General features: G+C 27.8%; 20 protein-coding genes. 15 read left to right on the top strand and 5 right to left on the bottom strand.

What is annotated here, in order from left to right; genetic code table 11:
- Positions 1–402 precede the first annotated feature (402 nt).
- Genes LGK95_RS18255 through LGK95_RS22530 form a run of 3 tightly spaced genes read right to left on the bottom strand, consistent with a single transcriptional unit; the run spans position 403 to position 1,721 of the window.
- Positions 403–648, bottom strand: coding sequence for a hypothetical protein (locus tag LGK95_RS18255; protein WP_226126348.1), 246 nt, complete (start codon positions 646–648; stop codon positions 403–405).
- A 15-nt stretch (positions 649–663) separates the two neighbouring features.
- On the bottom strand, positions 664–1,599 hold the full coding sequence (locus tag LGK95_RS18260) for an ATP-dependent DNA ligase (RefSeq protein ID WP_226126349.1): 936 nt from the start codon (positions 1,597–1,599) through the stop codon (positions 664–666).
- On the bottom strand, positions 1,599–1,721 hold the full coding sequence (locus LGK95_RS22530) for a hypothetical protein (RefSeq protein ID WP_264174603.1): 123 nt from the start codon (positions 1,719–1,721) through the stop codon (positions 1,599–1,601). The genes LGK95_RS18260 and LGK95_RS22530 overlap by 1 nt, the downstream gene beginning before the upstream one ends.
- A gap of 295 nt (positions 1,722–2,016) precedes the next feature.
- Between LGK95_RS22530 and LGK95_RS18265 the strand changes: the two genes are divergently transcribed.
- Positions 2,017–2,280 (top strand): hypothetical protein, encoded by a 264-nt coding sequence (locus LGK95_RS18265; protein ID WP_226126350.1) that lies wholly within the window; start codon positions 2,017–2,019, stop codon positions 2,278–2,280.
- A 642-nt stretch (positions 2,281–2,922) separates the two neighbouring features.
- Here the strand turns inward: LGK95_RS18265 and LGK95_RS18270 are convergent.
- Positions 2,923–3,303, bottom strand: coding sequence for a PadR family transcriptional regulator (locus LGK95_RS18270; RefSeq protein ID WP_226126351.1), 381 nt, complete (start codon positions 3,301–3,303; stop codon positions 2,923–2,925).
- Between the two features lie 723 nt (positions 3,304–4,026).
- On the opposite strand from LGK95_RS18270, the gene LGK95_RS18275 reads away from it, so the two are divergent.
- From LGK95_RS18275 to LGK95_RS18300, 6 genes are all read left to right on the top strand, one after another.
- On the top strand, positions 4,027–4,827 hold the full coding sequence (locus LGK95_RS18275; protein ID WP_226126352.1) for a ParA family protein: 801 nt from the start codon (positions 4,027–4,029) through the stop codon (positions 4,825–4,827).
- Between the two features lies 1 nt (position 4,828).
- The gene (locus LGK95_RS18280; RefSeq protein WP_226126353.1) at positions 4,829–5,338 is read left to right on the top strand and encodes a hypothetical protein; all 510 of its coding nucleotides are present in this window, start codon (positions 4,829–4,831) and stop codon (positions 5,336–5,338) included.
- 369 nt (positions 5,339–5,707) lie between these two features.
- Entirely contained in the window at positions 5,708–6,913 is a 1,206-nt protein-coding gene (locus LGK95_RS18285) for a replication initiation protein (protein ID WP_226126354.1), read from the top strand.
- Between the two features lie 191 nt (positions 6,914–7,104).
- Entirely contained in the window at positions 7,105–7,260 is a 156-nt protein-coding gene (locus LGK95_RS18290) for a hypothetical protein (protein WP_226126355.1), read from the top strand.
- A gap of 557 nt (positions 7,261–7,817) precedes the next feature.
- Complete coding sequence (locus LGK95_RS18295) at positions 7,818–8,711, top strand: ParM/StbA family protein (RefSeq protein WP_226126356.1); 894 nt, start codon at positions 7,818–7,820, stop codon at positions 8,709–8,711.
- Entirely contained in the window at positions 8,701–9,021 is a 321-nt protein-coding gene (locus LGK95_RS18300) for a hypothetical protein (protein WP_226126357.1), read from the top strand. The genes LGK95_RS18295 and LGK95_RS18300 overlap by 11 nt, the downstream gene beginning before the upstream one ends.
- 1,009 nt (positions 9,022–10,030) lie before the next feature.
- Here the strand turns inward: LGK95_RS18300 and LGK95_RS18305 are convergent.
- A complete protein-coding gene (locus tag LGK95_RS18305) occupies positions 10,031–11,110 on the bottom strand; it encodes a replication initiation protein (protein ID WP_226126358.1) in 1,080 nt (359 codons plus the stop codon).
- An 801-nt stretch (positions 11,111–11,911) separates the two neighbouring features.
- On the opposite strand from LGK95_RS18305, the gene LGK95_RS18310 reads away from it, so the two are divergent.
- The 8 genes from LGK95_RS18310 (at position 11,912) to LGK95_RS18345 (ending at position 18,355) form a co-directional block, all read left to right on the top strand.
- The gene (locus tag LGK95_RS18310; protein WP_226126359.1) at positions 11,912–12,886 is read left to right on the top strand and encodes an alpha/beta hydrolase; all 975 of its coding nucleotides are present in this window, start codon (positions 11,912–11,914) and stop codon (positions 12,884–12,886) included.
- 5 nt (positions 12,887–12,891) lie between these two features.
- The gene (locus tag LGK95_RS18315; protein WP_226126360.1) at positions 12,892–14,718 is read left to right on the top strand and encodes a sensor histidine kinase; all 1,827 of its coding nucleotides are present in this window, start codon (positions 12,892–12,894) and stop codon (positions 14,716–14,718) included.
- Between the two features lie 3 nt (positions 14,719–14,721).
- Entirely contained in the window at positions 14,722–15,351 is a 630-nt protein-coding gene (locus tag LGK95_RS18320) for a helix-turn-helix domain-containing protein (protein WP_226126361.1), read from the top strand.
- Between the two features lie 525 nt (positions 15,352–15,876).
- A complete protein-coding gene (locus tag LGK95_RS18325; protein WP_226126362.1) occupies positions 15,877–16,098 on the top strand; it encodes a helix-turn-helix domain-containing protein in 222 nt (73 codons plus the stop codon).
- A gap of 119 nt (positions 16,099–16,217) precedes the next feature.
- Positions 16,218–16,547, top strand: coding sequence for a DUF3852 family protein (locus LGK95_RS18330; RefSeq protein WP_226126363.1), 330 nt, complete (start codon positions 16,218–16,220; stop codon positions 16,545–16,547).
- Between the two features lie 18 nt (positions 16,548–16,565).
- Positions 16,566–17,441 carry a conjugal transfer protein TrbL family protein gene (locus tag LGK95_RS18335; protein ID WP_226126364.1) on the top strand — a complete coding sequence of 292 codons (876 nt, stop codon included), beginning with the start codon at positions 16,566–16,568 and terminating at the stop codon, positions 17,439–17,441.
- A 45-nt stretch (positions 17,442–17,486) separates the two neighbouring features.
- Positions 17,487–17,759: a hypothetical protein gene (locus LGK95_RS18340; protein ID WP_226126365.1), complete on the top strand. Its 273-nt coding sequence runs from the start codon at positions 17,487–17,489 to the stop codon at positions 17,757–17,759.
- Positions 17,756–18,355: a hypothetical protein gene (locus LGK95_RS18345; RefSeq protein ID WP_226126366.1), complete on the top strand. Its 600-nt coding sequence runs from the start codon at positions 17,756–17,758 to the stop codon at positions 18,353–18,355. Before LGK95_RS18340 ends, LGK95_RS18345 begins: the two co-directional genes overlap by 4 nt.
- Positions 18,356–18,357 lie beyond the last annotated feature (2 nt).

The raw sequence follows: 18,357 nt of genomic DNA on the forward strand, positions 1-18,357 counted from the left end.
TGTGTGATATATACTCTATCAAATTTGTAAGAGTTTTTGATAATCAAAGTGATAAATGTAGGGGGTAATAAAGTTTTTTCATACTTATCTTTAGTTGAACAAAAATTTTAAATGCTAGCATAGCTGGTGAGAGTAAATATAAAATTGTTTAACTGGATATATAGAGCGCTGATTATTTGCGTGCATTCAAACAAAAGTTATTATTGCAGAAGGCAATGGAGTAGTACAGGTCTATGATGCTTTTTTATTTTTTGAAAGGATTAGTATAGTATTTGGTGCCTTTTGATATGTTATGAATAATATGTTATGAATAGTATTGTATTGTGATAGTATTTGTAATTTCATAGTTATTCCTCCTTCTTAGCCTAGCATAATTGCTAGGCCATTTTGGTTATTAATAACCTATTTATCATAAAAATCATACTCGCCATCAAATTCAATTTCTTCAGTAGGACAATCAGGGTACTCATTTAAGTCTTCTAGTTGACCTTCTAAACTTGTAATCCTGACGTTACAACGAGTTGTAATATCATCAAGCTTATCATGTAAATAATCAATTTCCTGCGTTTGATCGTTAATAAGGGATAACATTTCATTAAGTCCATATATGGCATCATGTGAAAACTCTTTAGCTTCTTTCTTATCCATCATATCCTCTCCTTATCAATTTACAATACATTCCTTAGGGTATTTATCATTCCTCAAACCTTTAAATACTGGTTGTCGCAATCCGCCACTAGCTGTTTTCATCATGAATTTTACTACACAAACAAGAGTAGGTTCTAACCACACGGCATTTTTATTACTAGAGGTTAAATCGTTAAAAGGCCGTATGTTAATTTTTGGTGTTGATTCAATTACTCGAAAATCTTCTGTTGATATGCCCATAGTAACATGACCTTTATACACTAGTTTTTTACCTGAATATTGTCCAAGGATGATGCTAATTACACCTTTCCCTTTTAAAATATATCCACACACCACGAAGTCATCATCTAATAGATATTTAATTTTTATCCAGTCCTTAGTTTTCTTATCCTGAAAGTATTTACTATCTTTACTCTTAGCAACTATACCTTCAAGATCATTTTGCTTAGCAAGTTGATAGAACTGTATTCCCTGTTCTTCTATGTATCTAGAAATAGCAATGCGTTCATTTTCCTTAATAACCTTATGAAGTAGCTTTTTACGTTGCATCAAAGGTAAATCCATAACTTGATGATCGTCATAGTAGAGAATATCAAAGGCGGTGAAAGTGGCTGGAAGTTTAGCTGCAGTAAGTTGAATTTTAAATGTATTTGCCAACACAGACCGTCGCTGAATCTCAAAGAAATCTGGCTTTCCGTCCTTAATAACTATTAATTCACCATCTAAAATACAACGTTTTTTAACTTGTTTGTGTATGGTGGACAGTTCTGGAACTTTAGAATTTAATTTAACATCTCGTTTGTTGCGTATATCAGTTGAATCCTTATCAAGATAAGCGATACAACGATGGCCATCAAGTTTTAATTCATAAATATAATCAGGGCTGTCAAATGCCTCTTGATTCTCACCAATTAGCATAGGCTTAATGTTTTTATTCTCAAAAAGATCCATTATGCATTTTGTGGAGTTGTTGTTATATACATCAAAATTAATATAGCAACAAGTCCTAATCTAATAATTGGTTTATGGACTTCAACCATTTTTAACACCTCACTTTTTAATAGCTTAACCATAAATTAAGTAATTTACTATTTGTTTTTACAACTAATAGTTGGATCTATTTTCATTTAAAGAAGCAGAAAATAAAAAATACTGCACTAGGTTATAGCCTACGCAGTATTTTTTATGTAACTTAGAATACCATTCGTCAAAAAGGGGGATCGGTATTTAAATTATAGACTATTTTTATAATTTTATTCTCTTTTTTAAACATAAGTTTTTTTCTAAAGGGAAATATTACATCTTCCAATTTCAGTAAAATGTTATATAATAAATAATATATACGAACGTAAGTTTGGAGGGGATAACGTGAAGGTAATAGCAAAACCGATAGAAATGGTTTCATGGACGAATACGAGTGGGAAGATAAATCCGGTACGATTTAGAATTGCGAATAAAGACGAAAGTATTTCAGAAATAAAAATAGATAAAGTTATCAGTGTAGAGAACGAAAAGCTTGCTGGAAACTTTATGAGAGTTTATACATGCCAAAGTGTAATCAAAGGAGCCGAAAGAATCTTTGAACTTAAATATGAATTAAGTTCTTGTAAATGGATTTTATATAAACTATAGGAAAAGCAAAATACAAACTATTTTAATAGAGTTATTTTCTTCAATATCAGATCCTATAAAAGTAACCTTATGTAACAAAATAGAATCTAATAGATATCATTAATATAGGTATATTAATGATATCTATTTGTATTATTGGTTCAATATAGCTATTCATCGGAAATATACTCTAAGCTCTAGACTATTCGGCTTTTACTAACAAACTTATATTAAGATCACAGTATTTCTTATAAAACTGGGTAAAATGTGATATACAAGGTTATACGTTATGGTTAACTTAAACTTGTTATTATGTTGTATATCATTGATATATTTGAGCAAACCTAGAGTTATCAGTGGTCTTAAGGTTTCAGTCCAGTTTAACACAATAGGTATTGTGCTAAACTCATATTTATAAATAAAAAAGAGATGCAAAATTTAATTTACGTCTCTCCATTTCATAAATCTTTTCAATTTTATTAATGACGTAAATACAAGTATGTATATACCCATTATCGTATTTATGAAGTATACAACCAATATAAATAACATTAAGCCTGACGCCATTAATATTTTATAATAAATGAAGGGTTATTTCTGTTTTATGTTTCTTAATAATGTCTATTAAGACAATGTCTTAATAGACATTGTCTCATTTTAAAACTACTTATTAATATATATTTTATTTAATACTCCTTGAGTAATAGCAAGGGATTCATCTAATAATGGTTTATATATTAGTTTTATAATATTAAAATGCTTTATACCTTCATCTGTAATTCTATAATTTCTGCGAGTCTTTTTATCCGGTACATCCCACCAACCCTTTACCCACATGTTTTCCTCCATATTACGTAATAGTGGATATATTAAACTATTACTCGGTTTCCACATATAATTCATTGTAGACTCTATTTTTGCTGATAATTCATATCCATAGCAGCTACCATCTTTAATTAAAAAATCTAATATCAAAATTTTTGATATATTCGTGCTATTTAATTTTATCGATTGCCTGTTACGTACGCTACCCAAATCACTCATTGCACTAACCACCTCCATCTATATTTCTTATACACTATACTCTAAGTCCACCCTAGTAATTTGTTCCCTAACTCTTTGAAATCATATTCACGCTGCTCATAATCATTAAAAGTTGAAATTTCAATATTGCCCTTCTCACCAGAATTTAAGCCTTTGTTCAATTGAGCTATGTACTTACCCCTCTTTTTTATATGTATTTTACGCTCATATGTATTTTATACCTCATATTAATTCATATAATCAGAGTATATAAAGTTACCAATATAATGTCAAGTAACCTTTTAACGACGATGCGACTATCCCTTACCATCTAATATTGTAGTTATATTTCGATTACCCTCTATCGAGGAACACAAAGGGATTATTAAGTTCCACTAACATTAAATTCAAATGGGGAAGCATCCTTTTCTCTCTGTAATTTTTACTTTTTACATTATTTCTATAATATAAATATACAATAAAATAATAATATACAATACAATAAAACAATTAATATTATTATATTGTATTGTATATTTATATTATATTTTATTCGTATTGTATAATGTATTTTATTTGTATTGTATTTATATAATATTAATATACTGTATTTTATTTGTATTGTATATACTATTGTATTATAATTAAAATAATTATTGTAACACAAAAATACTATTTTAATTTATAACAAAATATGTTAAAATTAAAAAATAAAATACATTTATAATAAAAGGGAGGAAATAAATGGCTAATCCAAAGATATTATCATTCGCAACCATGAAAGGTGGCACAGGTAAAACCAATGTTGCATTTAATTTAGTAGGTTTCCTTGCCAAGGAGAATAAGAAAGTTCTGGTAATAGATTTCGACTCTCAAGGAAATATGACTAGCAATTTTAATATAAGTCAATTTACAGAAAGGTATGACTCCATAAGTAATGTTCTAAAAAATGATATTGCTCCTATAGATGTGATTTTAGAAAAGCCTATTGCTGATATGCCTACTGTAGATTTGATACCTAGCGACAAAGGACTTACTGCTACGGAAATGGAACTTATATCTGTAACGCTGAGACATGGAATTATGAAGAAATGGATGAAGAAGAACAAAGAGTATCTTGCTAAATATGACTATGTTATTTGTGATACTCCTCCTGCTATGAGTATTTCCAATTTAAATGCTTTGTTTATTTCAGACAGTATTATTATTGTCACAGAGATTGGAATGCACAGCATTCAAGGAGCAATGAATATAATGAGTCAATGGAATTCTCTCTGTGATGAACTTGAAATAGAAAATAATATTTGTGGCTTGTTAATAAACAAATATGATAAAAGGATAAAAATTTCAAAAGATTTTATATATTATGTTAATCACAACACTATACTTAAAGAATTATCATTTGATACTATAATTCCAAACAATATAAGATTACAAGAAACATCATTGGTGAATCTACCAATTAGCTACTATAATGTGAAGAATGCAGGTTATCTAGCATATGTAGAATTTATACAAGAATTAAAAGAAATCGAGGCGATATAATATGGCAATACAAAAAGGAAAAATTAAAAGTATGTTCACGAATGAAAATGTTCTAGGAGTAAAAGAACATAATTCGCTATTACAAGAAAAAGAAGAAGTACTTACCCCTGTACCTGAGTTAAAAAAGGTAGATGAACCTACTCAGTCTAAACATGAAACTGACACCGTGGCAGATGATCCTGCTAAATCTAAACCTAAGAGAAATATAGCCCATAAAAAAGTAATTAATAAAACTGAAGCAAAAGAAGAACCGGCTGTTAAAACAAAGGAAGAGCCTAAAGAAACCAAAGTAATTGAAAATAATTCTCCGATACAACTTACCTTGAAGACTCAGAATAGAGATAAGAAAAAATATGTAACTTTCTATATGAGGGAATCTACGATAGCCTTAATCGCTGAATATGCAGGTCGTGGGGCAGGGAAAGACAGGACAGGGTATGATAAGTCTGAGTTTGTTGATTTGATCATTGTAAAGGCTATAAACGCCTTAAAATTCAATAAGGACGAATAGAAAAGATACTTTAATATAAAAATACCGTATTTAATAAACATAAATGTCTTTTTCAAAAAGAATACGGTATAATATTATTTATAAGTTATCCACAGATTTCTTAAACCACAACAAAATCCTCATGTAGTAGTTTAAGAAGGTTTAAAATAGTTTAAAATAGTTTAAACAGTTTCTTTTCAATCGGACGGTTGGTATGAATGACACGAACTGGCGTGTCCACAACAAAAACCTACTAATGTGTAACAAAAACCTACTAAACTACAACAAAAACCTACTAATGTGTAACAAAAACCTACTTTCTAATAACAAAAACATACCTATTATTAGAAAATTCTAACAATATATAAGAAACTTAGGAGGATTGGAGTAATGATTAGTAAAAAACAAGAAATTGTAAAAAGAGAAATTGTAAAGTCCAATAATCTAATTGAAGGTAGCTATAAACTAACAACATCTGAGAATAGGTTGATAGACCTTGCATTATCAAATCTTGAAGTTGTCATGTTAGATAAAAATTTATCTGCTGAAGATGTAAAGTCACTTATAAAACAAAAGGATTTTGAATTACTTTATGTATATGTTTCAGATTACAAAAAAGAATATAATATTAAAAACAATACTATATACTCTGAGTTAGTAGCGACTGCAAATAGGCTATATAACAGAAATATTACATATATTGAAAACAATGATTTAATTAAGAAAAGATGGGTTATAACCTGTAAGATAGCGGAAGACAGAAATGCAGTTGCCCTCCAGTTTCATCCCGATTTAATTTCTGATTTATTAGTATTTAAAAGTGATTACACAAGATTCGATTTTGATGTTAAGAAATATATAAGAAGTTACTATGCTTGTAGAATATACGAATTATTAAAGCAGTATCAAGTATTTGGGCAAAGAATTTTTGAAGTGGGACAACTGAGGTTTTTGTTGGGGATAGAGGATACTGAATATCCTCAGTACTCTAATTTTAAACAAAGAATTTTAAAACCAGCTGTAATGCAGATTAATAAAGTTACAGACTTATATATCGAACTAGATGACAGCCTGTATAAAGTGAATAAAAAAGTTGAGAAGGTAAAATTTAAAATGGTAAAACAATCAGTAAACTTCCAAGGTAGGGAACAAATAAGTTTCCTTGATAATCCCGATACAGTTCCCTCGGAATATAATGAACACAACGTTGTGAAAGAGTTCAGAGAACTTTTAGGAGTTACAATAAGTCCTAAACAAATTGATAAACTTGTTGAGAAGACATCTATTTCAATTAAAAAATATCAGTTGAAGGCATCTATCAGACAGTACATAAAAGAAAAGAAATTAGTAATAGATGAGTATGGGAAGAAAAATGAGATAAAATCTTATTTAGGTGCTTTGATGAGAGCAATAGAAGGAAACTGGACTTTGACATATAAAGAAACTAAGGGTGGTTTTAATGATTATAAACAAAGAGAATATGATTTTGATGATTTAGAAAAAAAGCTGTTAGGATGGGATGTTACTTATGATGATAATGTTGGTACAGGTTCTCAAAGTGCTACATTTGATGAAGTGGCCTCAGATGAAGAGTAACCCAACAGAATCCTCGCATTTGTATAATTGACAAATTTATACACAACAAAAACCTACCCATTCGGCTTCGGGATTATAGTATTTCGATAAATGATGAATTAAAAGGGTAGGTTTTTGTTATGTATTACCTATTTTAATTTAAAAAGGTAGGAATGTGTTGTATTAAATTCATCAAAAGGTAGGTTATTGTTATGTATGATTATAAAAGCGAGGAAAGTGTTGTGGATAAAACTTTGCTAGATTTTCATCATAGAAATATAAGCAATTCAGACGAGACGTGGGTTTCTAATGGAAGAGAAAACATTAAGACGGATATTAAAAGAAGAGTTAAACCCTATCAAAAATGACATTAAGGATTTAAAAACTTGTCAAAAATAAATTAAAAATATGCATCAGGACCAACGAAACGACTAATGCAAATAGGCATATGGAAACAAATTTAAAACTAGAAGAATTTAAGGAATTTAAAGCAAGTAACAAAAGAAAATTGTTATGATATAGCAAAATTAAAAGCAGTTAAATAAAGGCTTAACACTTGTAAATATCGAAAATGGCAAAGCAGATTAATGTTAATGCTTTTTTTTATTTGCAGTTTTACTTAATCCTGTAGAACCCTGATTAGAAAAAAAGAGGTAAATCTTCAAAGGGTAATAATGATTAATACATACATATAAGGTATTGAAAGAATGGTGTTTTTAACACTATTATATGTTTTTTCTTGAGGAAAATGATAGTATATAAGAAGTATATACTTAGTATATAAGAAGTGAAAAGAATTTTGAAAAAGTATACACTAAGTATATGCAAAGTATATACTTAGTGATATAATGTTATTATAATAAAAAAACAAATGTAATAAGTACATACAATGTATATACTCGGATATAAACAGGAGGATTTAATTATGAATTTAGGAATTGACGTTGGAAATGGGTATACAAAATTTAATGAAGGTAAATTTGCCAGCAAAGTAAAAGTTGGTGAAATAATTAATTTTGGAAAAGTAAAGAAAGAAAATCATCAAGTTGAATTTGAAGGAACAAAATTTATTGTTGGTGAAGGTGCTGCTTTTACAGGAGATAATAGATATTTTGAAAAATATTATAAACTATGTTTGTTAACTGCAATAGCTCTTAGCTCAAAAGAAGATTTTATTGAAGCTAATTTAGTAATTGGATTACCAGAAAAGAAATTTAAACTTTTGGGTGATAAATTGCAAAAACATATAAAGTCTTTTGGACAACAACAAATCAAAGTAAAGGATACTTTATATACTATAAGAATTAATGATTGTTTGGTATTTATTGAAGGTGCTTACCCAATTAAAACAGAAGAAGAATACAATGTTTTGGTTATTGATAACGGGGCAGGAACGATAAATGTAACCCAGTGGGAAGAATTAGCCATAACGACAAGTGCAAGTTACAATGAAGGTATGAATAAAATGTATGCAGATATAACTTCTTATTTAAATGCAAATAAGGAAGGTGCTGACTTTAAACCTTCTGAAATCGAAAAAATTATTAATAAAAAAGCTGTTATTATTGATAATAAAGAAACAGATATAACAGATATTAGACCAATTGTCGAGAACCATATCGTAGAAATGGCTTCGTATATTAAAAATGATTTTAAAGTTAAAAATGCTTCTAAAATATATCTTATCGGTGGCGGTGGTGCAGACACTATAACCTATTGGCAAAAGCAATTTCCAGTAATTCAATTGGTAGAAAATAGTCAAATGATTAATCAAAAAATTTATGATCTAGTCGCAGATAGTGAATTTAATGAGCAATAGGAAAAGTAAGCCTATACCATTTAATCTTACAAATAAAAGAGATCTTAAATTACTGGAATATGCGGAAAATCAGGATATTGCATTTGCATCTTATATAAAGAATCTGATTGAAAAAGATATGGTAAAACAAGTTAAGCAAGTAGAGAATGTAGAAAAAGAATATAAAGCAAAAATTGATGAAGTCGAATTGAAAAATATGTTAAAAAAAGTTTTAAAGGAATTAAGTGTAGATAAAGTGGATGAAGAAATAAAAATATCCAGTACACAAAAAACAAGTATTAAAAGCTTATTGAAAAATTTAAATAAGTAAATAAAACAGAAAAAGCCCTGAGGAATAATCAAATTGTAAAAACTTAGGGCTTTTTATTTATTTTCTACTTGTAATATACTTATAATAAAAGTCCAAAATATAAGTTCTAAACAATGAATTTTTTAAAATTTATTCGAAAAATTACGGTTCCAAGTCTTTTTCTCCAATTAGTTTTATCACTTGCCATTTTAACTAAATCATTAATATTATTATAGGTCTCTTTCTAGTTGCATCAAAAACACCGTCGCTCTAGCGAGTTTAGCTTTACTAAAAAAAGAGTATTTCAATGACGAAATTAATACAGAAATTTACCTATCTGTTTCAAAGTAGACAAAGAGACAATAAAGCAATTACACGATTTATGGCATTACAGGTGGGATAACAAAATTATATTTAGGAATAAACCAAGATGCAAAAGATAAAGGCATGACACAATAAGCTTTCAGTTCTTACAATCTAATTAAATTTAATTAGATTGTAAAAACTGAAAATACAATTGCAACTCAGAAAATTAATTTAAAGCTATAAAATTTAATTAGATTCTTACTAAATTTTAATTAACTAAAAGAGACTTTTAACAAAGAATCTTTTTGTTTATTTTGCTTTTTTAAAGCCTCCTTTTTTTTGTAACACATAAAAAGCCTACATTTGTTTTTAAAATATCAATTAAGGTAATAATGATATAATTAAATAAATAAATTGTGTCGTAATAATGGAATATTGTGGTGCAAAAATTATTTATTTAATGAAAAGAATGATAAAGAATTAAACAGCGCATATAATTAAAGACATTTTAATAGACATAGATCCACTTTAAAGGGTAAGTATGCAATTATACCTATTGTAATTTGAAATGTCTTTACAAGGGAATTACAAGAACTTTTTTAATACTGTATCTAGTTTCTATGTGTAGATTGATTTTTATTTGTCTGAAATTGTTTATATATGGTCTAATAGTACTAGATTTTTAATAACTAACAAAAGACCAGGGATTTATCCTGATCTTTTGTTATCTCATTGATAATTGCTGGAATTCTTCCCCTGTAGTTTCAACCGTTTCCTTTTCTTCCCAACCTAATAATTTTTTTTCTAAATCATCAAAATCATAATTCCTTTGTTCATAATCATTAAAGGTGCCAGTTTTAGTTTTTCTTTTAGGAACTTGATAATCATCTTTGATTGCTTTAATCATCCAACCGACTACACTATCAATTTTAGGTGTATTTTGAGCTAAATGATATTTTTCTTTAATTTTATGTATATCACCATTGGCAGTATCATTAAGTTTTTTAGCTTCAAGTGATGTTATTTTACTTTCACGCATTATAGACATGATTTTTTCTAATGGATTTTCTTCTTCGAGTTCCATAATTGTTGCCGAAACCTCTTCATGGGCAGTTTTTAACAATGGAGTAATCTTGTTAGTCTCTATATAAAATTTAAGAGTTGTAACCTTTCGTCCTGTCTTTATTTCTTCAAAATCAAAACTTATATCTGTTAATTTTCTTAATTCCTTTTGAGTTCGTAGTATTATAAACCTTTTAAAATCGGCATATAAGGGATATATAACATCAGCTTTCAATAATTTTCTTAATTCTTCAATTTCAATTTCTATGTATCCTTGTTTTTTAAACTCATTACACTTTAAAATTTCATATATTCTAGATGAATACTTACTTTTCATGCTTAAAATATTTGCTAATTTATATTGAGTAAACGTGCTGCTAAGCTTTATCATATATGGCTTTAGATCGGGATTAAATTTAAGAATTACCTTACCTGAACCTTTTTCATACCTAACGCCACTAAGCCAAGCCGTTTGAATTATTGTATTTCCTTCTTTGATTTCAAAGACTTTTTTCATAAGCTCTTTGGTTATTTTAGGTATTTCAGTATATTTTGATTTATCGACAACTCCTACAAGTTTCATAAAATCGGATATTTTAAATATATAAGATTTAAATTCTTCATCAGTTGGTTGAACCATACTAGCTAAGGTAAGTATAATTTTTTGTTCTTCCAAACTTAAATCATAACTCGTATTCATAATAAAATAATTTGATTTAGTTACTAGAAAATTTTCATCCATAATATCACTCCTAAGGATATATTACCATGTTTATATGAGTATGTAAATATTTTTTTTATACTCATAGTTGGGTATGAAGAGCTCATAGTTAAATTAATATTAGGTATGCAAAGCTCATAGTTAAGATAATATTGGTATGTAGGTATGCAAAGCTCATAGTTAAATTTGATTTTAGGTATATAGGTATGCAAAACTCATAGTTGGGTATGTAAAGCTCATAGTTAAATTGATTTTAGGTATGCATAACTCATAGTTAAGTATGCAAAGCTCATATTAGATTTTTGCGACGTTGGCTATCAAACGGCTCGAGGTATGCCCAAAACATTTAAAACAAAAGATTGTAAAACAATCTAAAACAACAACTGTGGTTATTCTCAATTTAGTTTCTAAACTTTGATAGAAATAGGTGCCTATATAATTTATTGGTCTATGCATGAATCTATTAAAAACTTTGGAATACTACCGAACTATAGTTTGTTACTACCGCCTTTCAGAATGGAACCTTTCCCTACGGGCCACCCTTCCATTCTTTCAGTTGGTCTAATCTTTTTAGTTACACGAGCTCTAATTTTATTATAATTATAAGATTTATTTCTATGTATTCAATAAAATGTTCTAAGATTATGATAGAGTGGCTGTATTTCAATGTGTTGACTGTGAAAATAGTTTGTGTCTATAATTATATAATAAATTTAATTTATAACTTTGGGAACAATGTGAATTTTTTAGATGAAATAAATAAATTTTAGAAAAACAAAGGATGATAAAGTGATTTGTCCTTGATAGGGTGGGAATATTATAATGAAAATAATTTCGAAAATAGCCGATAGTTACGGTTTATATAGTCTTCATAAAAAGTATAGTAAAAAGGATCAGTTTAATTATGTGGAGGAAGACGTGTCTTTACTTAATAGTGAATTCTCAGGATTTTATAAAAAACCAACTTTACCCAGAATACATTACGAAAAAGATAAACTTGAAAAGAATTATGAAATAGGAAAAATAAAGTTTTTAAGTGAAGTAGAAAATGGATTCAGTAATAAAGAAACTAGATTTCATTATAGAAAAAAGTTAGTTACAGATAACAATATAAATGTAATTTTTGTACATGGATGGAGAGCAGATAACCTAAATAGATTAGAAAAAGTGTTTTTAGATAGTTTTGTTGAAAGAAATTATAATATTTATAATTATGTTTTACCTTTTCATATGGAAAGATCACCAGATACATCTTTATATAGTGGCGAATATTTTGTAAGTGCAGACGTATGCAGAACTCTAAAGTCTGAACAACAAGCAGTAAGTGATATTAGAGCTTTAATAAATTATATTAAAACTGCAAAAAAAGGGAAAGTTATAATTATTGGTTTAAGCTTAGGTGGAATAACTACTAATTTACTAAGTGAAGTTGAAGAAAATATTGATGTATTAATATCTTTGTTTTACGCTAATGATTTGTCATTTACAATATTTGAAACAGAGGCTGGGAAGTATATAAAAAAAGACTTTTTAAAAAACAATTTTAATTATAGTTTATTAAAAAAAAGTTGGGAAGTTATTAATCCAAGCTTAAGAAAACCATTAATAGACATTAATAATATACTTCTTGTATCGGGTAGGTATGATAAATATGTTATAGATAAGGATACAGATATTTTATGGAAAAATTGGGGAAAACCAAAAAGATATATGTATAATTGTGGCCATTCCGGAATTGTACTTAACAAAAACAAAATTAAAAAAGATGTTTTAGAATTTATAGATAAGAGAGTGTAATATATATGATATTAGCAAGTAGCGGTTTATTTTTAATAGCAATTATTATTCTTATGAAGGATTATAAAACAGAATCAACAAAATTCATGGCAGCAATATGTTTTCTTGCGGGATTAGGTACATTTGCTGTAGTTTGTGAAGGACCTATAAAAGATTATTTGGTAACTCAAGGTGCTAGCCAAGAAACTTTTAAATTAATTACTTATATAAGTGCTTTAATGTCTAATATTGCTCATTATATAGGTCCATACTTTATGTTGTTATATGGCCTATCTTATGCAAATATAGTTAGAAAAAATAAAAAAACAATATATATTATAATGTTTATACCTTCAATTATTTGCTTTATATATTTTCCTATAGTGAGTAATTATTTAAAAACACCTAATGAATTAGAGTTATATTTTAAACTATTAAGTGTTTGGTGTGTTCCATACATTTTAAGTGGAGCTATTTTTATAGTTTACTCATATTTAAAAGAAAAATCATACTCAACAAAAAAGTATAAGTTAATAAATGCGAGTATTGTTGCACCATTTTTTGTTTATTGCGCTTTAGCTAATTTTTTATTAAGAAGTTTTGGTACAGATCAAACTTGGAGAATTTATCCAATAGTTTTTTTTATACAGTTTACAGGATTTATATATTTTGCATATAAATATGGCATATTTGGGGTTAGACTGAAATTTCATAAATATATGTTCGTATTTGAGGATGTAGTGCAGCTAGTATCAGATTCAGTCTTAGTTTTAGATGTAAAATTAAATATTATAGAAGTTAATAAAGCATTCATAAGAAATTTTACAACAGAAGATAAAGAATATAAAAATTTTTATGACATAATGAATTGTAGTAAACTAATTGAGGATAAGAAGAACTTAATAAATATAATCAATGAATCAAAAGCTAATAATGTTGTTAAAATAATTGAAATTATAATAAAGAATAAGTCAGAAGAAAAATATTTCGAGGTGCAAACTAATCCTATAATTAATAATCAGGAATATTTCGGTATAGTTCTTTTATTTAAAGATATTACTTTATATAAAAAGAATTTGGAACTCTTTAAACAAAATCAATTTGAGATAATTGAGAAAGAACGACTATTATCATTAAATCAACTAATTGGAGGGATAGCTCATAATCTAAAAACTCCATTATTGAGTTCTTCTGGTGGTATTCAAATAATCAAGAAAAATACGACAAAGATATATGAATACATACAAGCTGAATACACTGATTTCGAGTATATTACAAAGTTGATGAGTGAAGTTAATGACTGGCAAAACAGAATATCAGAATACTTAATTTATATGTCTGATGTAATTACTACAGTGAAAGGTCAAGTAAAGGAATTTGAACAGATTGATGAAGACACATTTTCTATAAAAGAACTTATATATAAGATTAAATTGTTTATGAGTTATGAATTTAAAAAATATCATTGTACATTAGTTGAGAAAATAGATATTAGTAATGATGAAGTAATTAAAGGCAGTATAAATTCACTCTTGCAGGTTTTTAATATTCTTTTAACTAATGCTATAGAAGCAAGTGAAAAGAATAAGGAGCGTACAATAACTTTAGGGACATATAAGAAAAACAAAGAAATTATATTCTATGTTAAAAATTTAGGTAAGGAAATACCTACTAAAGTTCAAAAAAATATATTTAATAAAATGGTAACTACAAAAGGGAATAAAGGAACTGGACTTGGGTTATATATATCTAAATCAATAATAACAGGTAGATTTAATGGTGAAATATATTTTGAGACAAATGATATGGAAACAACTTTTTTTATAAAAATACCGTTAATAAAGGAGGGGTAATACATGAGTAATGCTGGTATAAAGCTAATGATTATGGATGATGATTGTGGAATAGTTGATTCCATAAAAAGTTTTCTGGGAGATAAATATTATGTTGAAGGATTTACGAGTTCTAGGGAAGGGCTTAAACAATTAAAAAATAAAAGATTTGATATATTAATTTTAGACTATTACATAGATGAACTTACTGCCAAAGAAGTAATAGCTGAAATAAGAAAATACAATAATGATTTATATATAATACTTCTAACTGGACATGGTGAAGAAATCACTGGAATACAGTCACTAGAGAATTTAAAAATACAAAATTATTATGAAAAGAATGGTGATTTTGAAAAGCTAATAATATTTATAGAGGGCATAATTAAATCATTAGAATTTTTTAATAACAAGAAATGTACAATAGCTGAAAGATTAAAAAAGTTGAGGAAAAATAATGAGCTAACACAAGATAATATATCTAAATATTTAGATATACATAGAACAACTGTGACCCAGTATGAGTCTGGTGAGATAATTCCAACCACTCAAAACATTATAAAATTAGCTAAATTATATAATGTTACAACTGATTATATTCTTTGTTATGAACTTAATATAGAAAATGACACTATTAAAGGGCTAAAAAAATAGAATAGCAATATAATTGTTAATAGCATACAATTTGTATGCTATTTTGCTATGTGTGTTTAAATAACCATTATATAATTGGTATAGAAAATAGCAGTACGTTTATAAGTTTCACAAATCTATAAAACCTGGCTATATTGTGGTGTTAGAGTATAGCAGATATAAATTATTTTACTAATAAGAATCAGACATTTACAGATAAATAATGGCAAGGATATGTCTGTAAATCATTATAATGTGAAAAATTTTATGTGAAGTAGCATGTAATTAACTTAAATAAAAGTATTGGGACATCCAGCATATATTAGATAAAGACACTCGAACTGAGTGTCTTTATCTTTTTTTATTTGATTTTTAAAACAACAATAAGACTATTGACATGTTAGTTAAAATAACATATACTTATATAAGGTTAGTTTAACTAACTTAAACGCGGCTGAAATAATAAGCGAGTTGTATGTATAAGCAGTTATTCAAAAAAAATATAAAAATATATAGCTAAAGGGGGGGGGGGAATATAAATAAAAAATGCTGAAATTAACAATGTTAAGAATTGAAAGAAATTTAAAACAAGAAAAGTTAGCAACATATATAGGGAAAAGTAGAAGCACATTATCTTCATATGAAAACGGAAGAATTATCCCACCCTATAAAACTATCTTAGAACTTAAAAAAATATTAAATTACTTCGAAGATGATTTACTTAAAGAAGTAGATTATAAAAAGAAAATAAGTGGGGGCGTAAAATAATTCAGTATAAAAGCTGTAGTGAATTGGATATAGAGAACTATAGGGGGAGATCTAAAAGATGACCTGCATATAATAATTTGGAATTGACTATAAATGGAATATTAAAGGAGGAATAATTAATGAAGAAGAAATTATCTAGAATTGGAATGATAGGAATAGGCACAAGCTTAATGATGCTATCGGCTACAAAGAAGGTATTCGCTGACCCAAACAGTGCCCTGGTAAGTGCAAAGACACAACTTCAAGGACAAGCTACACCAATTGTTAATAATGTTATTGTACCGATTTGTGCGGTAATACTTGTTGTTATCACATTGGTTGCAATAGTTAAATCTGTTGTTGAATATAGACGTGGTGCGGGAGTTGATTTAGGACATATTGTAATACTTATAGTTGGAATAATTCTAGTTATAACTTTCCCAAGTTGGGGTTGGGGATTAATAAACTAAATAATTGAGGGTGAGGAAATGGATGTAATATTTAATTATTTAAAAGATAAGATGCTCGGTGGAGCGGGTAAAGTTCTAAAATATATGTCTGATGTTTCAATCAATCTTTTTGATAATGAGATTGTAAATAATATTTTGCAACTTATGGAGTACATTGGATGGATTTTGTTAGCGGTAGGAATTTTGTTTGCAATAATGAATGTGTATATTTCATTCATTGAAAATGAATCAATAAATTTCCATTTGCTTATATTGAATATATTCAAAGGGATAATTGCTATATTGTTTTTAAAGGTTGGAGCAATACGGATTTTTGAATTATCAATAACAATAAATAAGCTTATAGCTGACATAACTTCAAAACCCAATTACCAACAATCTTTAGATGCTCTATCAAGTACCCTTGATAAAGCGGCTTTTGGTATATTATGGTTTTTGGTAATTGCTGTAATAGTAATAGTTTCCGTATTAATTTGTTTAGTACAAATATTAAAACGTGGTGGTATGTATATCGCACATATAATGGTTGGTTACTTATACATATTTAGTATACCAAGTGGTAATATGGATGGGTTTACGAGTTGGTGTAAGCAAACAGTAGCAATAGCTTTAACTAATGTCTTACAAACCGCATTACTATTTATGGGGTTATCCCTTATGGCAAGTGATGTGTCAAAAATATTTTTAGGTGTTGGCATAATTATGGCGGCTGGCAAAGTTGAAGAAATAGCGGGTAAATATGGAATGTCAACTGGTGCAAGTGGAAGCATGGGCGGTTCGGCAAGCAGAGCAATGCGAAACATGGGACGTAGTGGAGGTGGAACTGGTGGCGGTTCAGGTCCAATGGGCGGAACAAGTCCCATGGGTGGACAAAGTACAAGTTTAGTTCCATAAAAAACTAGCCTTGAAAAGCTAGTTTTTACTTTAGGAGGGGATACAATGTTTATTTATCCAGGCAATTTGAAAGAGAAAAAAACTTTTATGTATTTAGATGTTTTAGAATTAGCTATAGTTGGCGGATTAACTGTAATATCTATTTTATATTCCGCAGAAAATATTACTTTACTACCACTAATAATACCAATAACATATTTTATTATTAGTTTAAGAATATTAGATAATAATTCAAACTTATTAGAACAATTATTAAAAGGTTTTAATTATTTATTAAACATACAACAACTATATAGGTGGGGGGAGAGAAGAAAATGAGCATTTTTAAAATACAAAAGAAAGATGGAAATAAAAAAGTGCAAAGCAGTAAAACAAAACAACAAGCAAGTAGAACAGTACAAGAGCTTTTGGACATTCGTGGAATTGAAAATAATATTATAACGAATACAAACCGCTGTAAATATTACATAAGGATTGCACCAAAAAACATTAATATTTTAACAAATGAATTTTTGCTAAATGAAATACTGAATTTAAAAGCAGTTCTTAATTTAAGCGATAGCATAGAAATTTTAGTAGTTGATAAAGTGGAAAGATTAGAGGATAACAAAAATTACATAATCGATTTAATAAATAATAGCACAGACGAAGTAACAAGAATGTTACTTGAAAGAGATTTACAAGGTTTAAAACAACTAGAAAGTGAAAAGGGCTCTAGCAGAGAATTTTATATAATTGTTCCATTCAAAACCGAAGATTCACAAAGCAAACAAGCAGTTTCAAATATACAACAAGTACTAGAAGAAAGAGGATTTACCGTTTTAAGTTGTGATAAGAAAGTATTAAAAAATATGCTGCAAGTATATTTAGAAAGAAATTTTAGTGGGGAAATAATTAAAGATTTTGATATATAAAG

Origin of the sequence: Clostridium algoriphilum, assembly GCF_020443705.1 — a bacterium.
GTDB lineage: Bacteria > Bacillota > Clostridia > Clostridiales > Clostridiaceae > Clostridium_AD > Clostridium_AD algoriphilum.